The following is an 8,454-nucleotide window of genomic DNA, read 5'->3' as shown; positions in this document are numbered from 1 at the left end:
TACGCCAGCTCCTGGCGCTCAGAAGTTGTGCTGAATGCCAACCCCGTAAACACGGATCACGTCATTGGCGACGCGGTTGTTGGGATCGTTCCGGTCGTAGAAGGCGTACAGCGAAGTGCGGTTGCTCATCTTGTAGGAATAGCCCGCCTGGAAACGCTTGAGCTTGGCCGCAGGATCGCTCTGCACATCCTTGCGGATGTAGTTGGCCATGACCTTGCTGCTGGGCGTGATGTCCCAGGAGGCGCCGATCATCTGCGCCGCCACCTTGCTGCGCGACAGCGCGTTGCCCTCAAAATTGTCACGGTTGTAAACCGCCCAGGCCCGGATATCACCGAAGTCATAGGAGCCCACCAGCATCCACTTGTTCCTGAAATCATTGAGCAAGGCACCACCGCGTTTGCTGTCCCTTCCGTAGCCGACGCCCAGGCCCAGCGGGCCGCCGCCTTCGCCGTAGCTCAGCGAGACATCGGTCTGCTTGTAGTCGCTCTCAAAGCGGACCGGGCCGGCCGGGGCTTCGGTCAGGCCTTCACCGTTGAAGTAATGGCCGGCGCGGAAGACGAAGTTGCTGATCACCGGGCTGGCGTAGCCGATGGCGTTCGAGACACGTGTGCGCGCGTTGAAGATGGAGGAGCCAATCGCGGTGGCACCGGCATCGTGGATGACGTACTCCACATTGCGGCCCAGGATCGCATAGATCGGCGTGCGGCTGGGCGCGGCTGAGTCGATGCGCCCGATATTGACCACCCCGAAGTCGCCGCCTAATCCCACGAACGAATTGCGGTACATCGGCGAGGTCGTCGCTCCGGTGTCGGAAGAGATCGCGGCCTCGATCCCAAAGAAGGCTTTAAGCCCTCCGCCCAGGTCCTCGGTTCCCTTGAAGCCGAACCGGGACGCGTTGCCCGTGATCAGCGTCTGCGAGACCGAGCCGGTCTTTGAGTTCTCAAAGCTCGTGTCAACCCTTCCGTATAGGGTTACTGTGCTTTGCGCCAGCGCGGCAACAGGGGCTATTGCGGTTATTGCGCCGGCGCCAATCGCAGCCAGGCAGGCTATCTTCAATTTCATTTCTCACTCCTGAAAAGTTTTGTAAATGGCGGCGAATCATTCGCCGCCGCACGGGTGTTCACGGGCGCAGTTCGCCCTGGTCTTTCCTGCTTCCCTCCTCGCCGACCGTCATAAATCCTGAAAAATTCGCTTGCTTTGTTGTATTGACTAGCGATACACTGTATCAAACAGCGTTACAACTAGATCATGAAGCGGTGATGACTGTCAAGAAATTTCGCGGCGCTGTTGCCGCGAATGCACAAGGTGAAAGCTGGCAAGGGTGTTGGTTGGCCCCTAAATTGCGAGCAGTTGTGCGAACGTGACGTATCAGCGGGAGGCCTCCCGCTGACTGGAGTTTTTGATGAAAGTGACGTGCAATAGGGGGCCTGTTGCGGCCTCCCCGGGTGGAGGCCGCGGGCTCGAGCGAAGCGGCGTGCGATGTGGGCGGGTGTTGGCCCGTGTCGCAGGCAGAGATAAGGACGCAATCTGATGTTTGGCCCCATATTCCAGCGAATGCGCGACAGTCTCGTCGTTGTTGCGCTGATGTCTGCCATCGCGTTTACGGGCATTCATCTCATTGGCGACCCCATACACCTGCTCGTCAGCCCGAATGCCTCCACCGAAGAGGTGGAGGTCGCGGCGCGCAGCCTGGGGCTGGACCGGCCGATCTACGAGCAATACGCGCTGTTTGTGAAACACGCTGCCGAGGGAGACCTTGGCAAATCGTTTGTCTTCAACCGGCCGGCGCTGGGAATTGTCCTGGAGCGCATGCCCGCAACCCTGGAGATGGCGTTTGTCGCGCTGATACTGGCGCTGGCCATCGGTATCCCTCTCGGGCTCGTCGCGGGCTTGATGCCGGACTCCTGGGTTCACAAGCTCATTGCCGGATTTTCGATCGCGGGGGTCACCATTCCCACCTTCTGGAAGGGGCTCATCCTCATCCTCATCTTTTCCGTGAACCTGGGATGGCTTCCGTCGGGCGGGCGAGGTGACACCGAACAGCTCTTCGGCATCGCCTTCAGCTTCCTGACATGGGACGGCCTCAAGCACATGATTCTTCCGGCGACGACGCTCGCCATATTCCAGATCGCCATGGTGATCCGCCTGACGGAGACCGGAACCCGCGATGTGGTGCAACAGGAATACGTGCGGTTCGCGCGTGCCAAAGGCGTGTCCGGGCTAAGGCTCCTGATGAGGCACATTGCCCCGAATGTGATGATCCCCGTTGTCACCGCCGTCGGGCTTGAGTTCGGTCACCTCATCGCTTTCTCCGTGGTGACCGAATCGGTCTTTGCATGGCCGGGCATGGGCAAACTCATCATTGACTCGATCCTTCATCTCGACAGGCCGGTTGTCGTGGCCTACCTGATGGTCACCGTCCTTCTGGTGGTCTCCATCAACCTTCTGGTCGATCTCCTGTATGTGATTCTTGATCCCCGGCTCAGAGCCCGCAGCAAATAAAAAAAGAGGTGACCCCATGATCCAGACCGAATCATTGAATCCGGAAAAAAAACCGGCGGACCCGCCGGCACCGCAGCCGGCGCAAACCCCCTGGAGCCGCATCCGTCGGCAATTCCTGCTCAGCAAAATTGCATTCGCAGCGCTTGTGGTCTTCGGGCTGCTGCTCATCGTGGCATTGGGCGCACCGCTTTTCTCACCGCAGAATCCGTACGACCTGGCCTCCGTATCCATCGTGGACGCCGAACTCATTCCGGGTGCGCGCAGCGAAGTGAGCGGGATGCTGCACGTCCTCGGCACCGATGGCGCCGGGCGGGACCTGATCAGCGCAATCTTCTACGGGCTTCGCATCAGCATGGCGGTCGGCCTTCTGAGTGCACTGGCCGCGCTTTGCATCGGAACAACAGTGGGGCTGACGGCCGCCTATTTTGGCGGGCGTGTGGATTCATTTTTCATGCGCATCGTCGACTTGCAGCTGAGCCTGCCGGCCATCCTGATCGCCCTGGTGCTTTTGGCGTCGCTGGGCCAGGGCGTCGACAAGACCCTGCTGGCCCTGATCATTGTTCAATGGGCTTACTACGCCCGCAACGTGCGCGGGGCCGCGCTGGTGGAGCAACAGAAGGAGTACGTGGAGGCCGCGATGGGGCAAGGCCTGCCTCCCAGGCGGATCATGTTCAGGCACGTGCTGCCGAACTGCATGGGAACGCTGATCGTCACGGGCACCCTGCAGACGGCGCACGCCATCAGCCTGGAGGCAACGATGAGCTTCCTGGGCATAGGGCTTCCCCAGACAGAACCTTCGCTGGGGCTGCTGATTGCCAATGGCTTCGAGTACATGCTCACGAACAAATACTGGATCTCGGTCTATCCGGGGTTGGCATTGGTGCTTCTGGTGGGGTCGATCAACCTGATCGGTGATCGCCTGCGTGTTGTTTTCAACCCCAAGCTGGATCAGGTATGAGCACAAGTGCGTTAAAGGTCAGTGGGCTCACGACCCATTTCGAGACCAAGGCCGGTGTCGCCAAGGCGGTGAACGACGTTTCCTTCTCCGTCGGGCAAGGGCAAATCGTTGCCCTGGTGGGCGAGTCGGGATCGGGGAAGTCCGTGACGGCAATGTCCCTGATGAACCTGGTGGATCCTCCCGGTCGAATCGTTGCCGGTGAAATCCTCCTTCGGGGAAATAACCTGCGCTCCGTCTCCGCACGCGAATGGAACAGGATTCGGGGCAAAGAGATGGCGATGGTTTTCCAGGACCCCATGATGTCGCTCAACCCTGTTATCCGGGTAGGAGACCAGTTGACGGAAACCATCCGGATTCACGCCAAAGTATCCCGGTCAGATGCCACGGAGCGGGCATGCGCTGCGTTGGCCGCGGTGGGAATACCAGCGCCGGCCGAACGGATGCGGGCGTATCCGCATGAATTGTCGGGTGGCATGCGCCAGCGAATAGCGATCGCAAACGCCATCGTCAATGAGCCGGCCGTGATCATCGCCGACGAGCCAACGACCGCCCTCGACGTCACGATCCAGGCGCAGATCCTTTATCAGATCCGCAAGCTGACAAAGGAGCGAGGAACGGGACTGGTATGGATAACGCACGATCTGAGCGTGGTGAAAGACCTCGCGGACTACGTGTGTGTGATGTATGCCGGCCGCATTGTCGAGAAAGGCGCGGTCGCAGACGTGATCAGGTCGCCAAGACATCCTTACACACGCGGGTTGATCGACTCATTGCCCAAGTCACAGGATCGCGGCTCCCTGCTCAAGCCCATTCCCGGAAGTACGCCACCCTTGCTCAACCTGCCGTCCGGTTGCGCGTTCGCACCCCGATGCAGCCGGGCAACGCAAGCGTGCACAAAGATGCCCGGCCTGACCCGGACAGATGACCGGGAGTTTCTTTGCTTTCATCCCTATACCACCCACAACTCATGACCACGATACTTGAAGCTGCCAATGTCTCGAAACGGTTTGGTGCCGCGCAAACCTGGAGCGGGCAACTGGCGCATAAATTGAAGCTGGCCCGCAAGACACCAAAGCAGGTGTCCGCAGTGAGTGACGTCAGCCTGCAGATCGAGGCGGGGGAGGTGGTCGGCCTGGTGGGTGAGTCGGGCTGCGGAAAATCAACCTTCGGGCGGATTGTGGCGGGCATTCTGGAACCGTCCAACGGTGACGTTGTGGTTCACCAGGTGCCAGGCAAGCCCTATCTTTCGGATGTCCATCGAAACGTCCAGATGGTCTTTCAAAACCCCTATGGCTCGCTCAATCCGCGGTTGCGTGTTGACCAGCTCCTCAGCGAGGCGGCGATCTATCACGGGCTGATTTCCGCAAAGGACAAGGCCCCGTTCGTGAGAGGCCTCCTGGAACAGGTGGGTCTTGACGCCAGTTACGGCGAACGCTATCCGCACCAGTTCTCGGGTGGGCAGCGGCAGCGAATCGCCATCGCAAGGGCGCTGGCCCTGAAGCCGTCGCTTGTCGTCTGTGATGAGGCCGTTTCGGCGCTTGACGTGTCCATCCAGGCGCAGGTTCTCAATCTCTTCCAGAAGCTCAGGCGGGAGCAGAACCTTGCCTACCTGTTCATCAGCCACAACCTGGCGGTGGTGGAATACCTGGCCGACCGGGTCGCGATCATGTACCTCGGCCGCATTGTGGAGCTGGCCAAAACAGAGACGCTCTTCAATCAACCCAACCATCCCTACACGAAGGCACTCATTGCCGACGCGCCGCGCATGGATGCAAAACCGCTGACGTACAGGCCGATTGCAGGCGAGATGCCGAGCCCGATGAACGTGCCCAGCGGCTGCGCATTTCACCCCCGGTGTCCGCATGTCATGCCCATTTGCCGGGAAGTCCGGCCGGCCCTGATCGAAGTCGCGCCGTCGCACATCTCGGCCTGCCATCTGAATACCACCGTTTCAAAAGCCGCGGAGCCCTGACACCGGGCGCCGTCTTGAGGGAGGGCGCCGGGAGGGCTGGTGCGTCGCGTATTCCCGAGGCATCATGGCGCCCATGCCCTCCTCAGCTGCACCACCCGCCCACCAGGGCCGCGTCTTCGGCTCGCCGTGGGCCGGCATTTACGCCACGCAGATGGAAAGCGCGCGCCACTTCGGTCGCCACTGGCATGCGGTGTATGGCGTGGGGCTGATGGAGCAGGGCGCGCAAAGCTCGGCCAGCGGGCGCGGCCTGGTCAATGCCTATGCGGGTGACGTCATCATGTGCAACCCTGGTGAGGTGCATGATGGCCGGCCGCTGGGCGGCCCTTCGCGTCGCTGGCGCATGCTGTACTTTGAGCCCGCGGTCATCGCGTCCCTGGTGGCCGATGCGCCAGGTAGCTCGCTGGCCACAGACATCGAACTCACGCGCCCCGTCACGCAAGACGTGCGCCTGCGCACAGCGTTGCAACACCTGCTCGGCCGCCTGCAGCAGTGGGACGCCGGTGCGGGGCGCAGCGGGGTGGATGCCCTCGCGTGTGAAGAGTCGCTGGTCCGCGCCTGCGCCCTGCTGCTACACCGCCATATTGTTTCACCCGTCACGCCATCGCAAGTCTCATCGCACACATCAGCTCTTTCATCGTCTTCACCTGAGCTGCTCCGCGCCCGCGACTACCTGGCCGCAGACTTGCTTGCCCCGCCCACGTTGACGGAGCTGGCGCGCACGGCTGGCCTCAGCAAGTTTCAGCTGCTGCGCCGTTTTGAAAAAGCTTTTGGCCTCACGCCCCACGCCTGGTTGCTGCAGAAGCGTGCCGAGCGTGCGCGCAGCCTCATTCGCAGCGGCGCCGGGCTGGCGCAAGTGGCCGCCGCCTGCGGCTTTGCCGACCAGAGCCACATGACGCGACTGTTTGCCCGCCAGTTTGGCTTTACGCCCGGCGCGTGGCAGCAGGCCATGAATAAAACCCCGCTGCAATAACGTTCAAGACGGCCGGCGTACGCGGCGGCATGCTGGCCGCTGTGTCACTTTTTAAAAGAAGGCAGCCGCGCATGTTCTTCCGCCATTCCCCGGCCATCTGGGCCGACTACCCCGAACTGGTGCCTGGTGTGCTGGCCGTCAGCGGCATCACGGCCGACGCAGACGTCTCAGCCCAGGTTGCCCGCTTCAACGCCATCGCCGCTGGCCGCCTGGCCACGCGTGCCGAAGGCGAGCTGCCCGAAGTGCAGGCCTGGCGCCGTACCTTTTCAAGAATGGGCCTCAAGCCCACGCAATACCGCTGCGCATCTGAATCACTGCTGCGCCGCTTCCGCAAGGAAGGTTCGCTGCCGCAGCTGCACCCGCTGGTTGACCTGTGCAACGCCGTGTCAATCGCGTTCGCCATTCCCATCGCCGTGTTTGATGTCACGCATGTGGCGCAGCAGCTGGAGGTGCGCTACGCCACCGGCGCTGAACACTACCTCACCTTCGGCCACGAAACAGAAAACCCCGAGCCGCACGAAGTCATCTTTGCCGACGCAGCCCAGCCGCCCGCAGCCCACGCCCGCCGCTGGACTAATCGGCAAAGCGGTCTCTCGGCCGTCAGCGCCGCCACGCACAGCGTCCTCATCGTGGCCGAAGCCCTGCACGCCACGGCGGCAGACGACGTGCGCCACCTCATCAGCACACTCGCTGCCGAGCTGGGCGCCACCTGGCCGGCCGCGCCTGTCACCGCGGTACTGAGCAGCAGCGCGCCGCAGTTTGATTTTTAGCGTGCTGGAAGGCTGCGGCAAGCTTGCCAGGCCGTCTGGGGCATATTTTTGACCTGTTTTGGTCGTTTTCAAGGGTCAAAAGGGGCTGCGGCCCAATCAGCGCATGCACGAGCAGCTATTAATTTGGTAGCAGCGTGAGGCTGCCCCGCGCAGCCAATGTGAACTGGATTTACTTCTCCGTGCCGGGAAAGTACGGCGCCCCCTGCATCGCCGTTAGCGGCAGGTAAAACGTTTTCACCGGCACCAGGGGTGCATTCTTCACCACCACCTTGCCAATGGCCGCTGCGGCTTTTTCTGCCGCTTCTTCTTCGCTGCCCTCTTCCGCCGGGCGTTTGGCGCCCGGCACCAGCGCCGGCCGTATGCAGGCTGCGCGTATGCCTTCAAGGATTTCGCCCGGCAGCTCGTCGCGTTTGCCAAAGCGGCTGCCGTCCACATGCAGCACCTCGCCCTTCAGCGTGGCAGAGAGGTTCAGCGGCGGGTTGCCAAACGACTGGTCGTAGCCCACGGCCAGCGTGTTCGCGTCGCCGCGCCGGTACTGCACCACGCGCAGCCGTTTGGGCTGGCGGTTGGCGTCCACCTCCACGTCGCCTATATAAAAGTAGCGCACCTGCGCCACCGGCAGGGGCGGCAGCTTGTAGCTGTCAGACCAGTTGCTCTGGTCTTCCTTGAACAGCGGCCGCAGCGTAGTGGGCAGCGCGTCGTTGCCGGAAGTGGCAAACACGGCAGACGTTGCGTTGGAAAGCGAATAGCCGTGAAAGTCAAACGCCACCGTCTCTTTCTGCTCAGGCACCTGTTTGCCGTAGGCGGGGAAGATCGCACCGTTTTGCCGAACTTCCTGCAGGCGCACACCGTTGCCCTCGGCCTTCCAGCGCCCGCCGGCCAGCATGTCGAGCGAGCCGCCCATGAAGGTAAAGCAGAAGGTGTTGTCGTCCAGCAGCATCAGCTGCGCACGCGAATCGACCGAGCCTTGCGTGTAGCCACCCACATAAGGCTTTTCATCCGCGGTCACCGCGTGCGCGCCGGCCATCGGCAGCAAGGTGAGGGCGAAGGCGGCAAGCGTGGTGCCAAGAGGCTGGGAGATGGAGCGCATGGGCAGTGAGTCCGGTGGGTGTTGAAGCCCATGAATGTATTACAGCGGGTGCCCTGGCTGCGCCGGTATCAATAACAGGACTTCAGTGCGCTGAAGCGGCCCGGGCAGTGGAAACAGGCTTGTAGAGCATTTTCAGGCATCAAATATGCCTGCAGCCCAATAAGAATGTGCGCGAGTCGCTATTAATTCAGG

At 61.7% G+C, this 8,454-nt stretch carries 8 protein-coding genes; 6 read left to right on the top strand and 2 right to left on the bottom strand.

All coding sequences use genetic code 11. The annotated features are described in order from the left end of the window. Positions 1-18 precede the first annotated feature (18 nt). Positions 19-1,062, bottom strand: coding sequence for a porin (locus AC1DYR_RS15780; RefSeq protein WP_477705911.1), 1,044 nt, complete (start codon positions 1,060-1,062; stop codon positions 19-21). 468 nt (positions 1,063-1,530) lie between these two features. Between AC1DYR_RS15780 and AC1DYR_RS15775 the strand changes: the two genes are divergently transcribed. The 6 genes from AC1DYR_RS15775 to AC1DYR_RS15750 all read left to right on the top strand — a co-directional run bounded on the left by AC1DYR_RS15775 (position 1,531) and on the right by AC1DYR_RS15750 (position 7,172). Continuing rightward, positions 1,531-2,502, top strand: coding sequence for an ABC transporter permease (locus tag AC1DYR_RS15775; protein ID WP_477705910.1), 972 nt, complete (start codon positions 1,531-1,533; stop codon positions 2,500-2,502). Between the two features lie 16 nt (positions 2,503-2,518). Beyond that, complete coding sequence (locus AC1DYR_RS15770) at positions 2,519-3,460, top strand: ABC transporter permease (RefSeq protein ID WP_477705909.1); 942 nt, start codon at positions 2,519-2,521, stop codon at positions 3,458-3,460. Further along, the gene (locus AC1DYR_RS15765; protein WP_477705908.1) at positions 3,457-4,431 is read left to right on the top strand and encodes an ABC transporter ATP-binding protein; all 975 of its coding nucleotides are present in this window, start codon (positions 3,457-3,459) and stop codon (positions 4,429-4,431) included. The genes AC1DYR_RS15770 and AC1DYR_RS15765 overlap by 4 nt, the downstream gene beginning before the upstream one ends. Continuing rightward, the gene (locus AC1DYR_RS15760) at positions 4,428-5,432 is read left to right on the top strand and encodes an ABC transporter ATP-binding protein (RefSeq protein WP_477705907.1); all 1,005 of its coding nucleotides are present in this window, start codon (positions 4,428-4,430) and stop codon (positions 5,430-5,432) included. The genes AC1DYR_RS15765 and AC1DYR_RS15760 overlap by 4 nt, the downstream gene beginning before the upstream one ends. A gap of 73 nt (positions 5,433-5,505) precedes the next feature. Then, positions 5,506-6,402 carry an AraC family transcriptional regulator gene (locus tag AC1DYR_RS15755; protein WP_477705906.1) on the top strand — a complete coding sequence of 299 codons (897 nt, stop codon included), beginning with the start codon at positions 5,506-5,508 and terminating at the stop codon, positions 6,400-6,402. A 71-nt stretch (positions 6,403-6,473) separates the two neighbouring features. Continuing rightward, positions 6,474-7,172, top strand: a complete 699-nt coding sequence (locus AC1DYR_RS15750; RefSeq protein WP_477705905.1) for a B3/B4 domain-containing protein — start codon at positions 6,474-6,476, stop codon at positions 7,170-7,172. A 169-nt stretch (positions 7,173-7,341) separates the two neighbouring features. Here the strand turns inward: AC1DYR_RS15750 and AC1DYR_RS15745 are convergent, their stop codons facing one another. After that, the gene (locus AC1DYR_RS15745) at positions 7,342-8,262 is read right to left on the bottom strand and encodes a hypothetical protein (RefSeq protein ID WP_477705904.1); all 921 of its coding nucleotides are present in this window, start codon (positions 8,260-8,262) and stop codon (positions 7,342-7,344) included. Between the last annotated feature and the right edge of the window lie 192 nt (positions 8,263-8,454).

This window comes from Polaromonas sp. P1_F9 (genome assembly GCF_056405615.1).
This window is presented reverse-complemented; position numbering and strand designations above follow the sequence as displayed.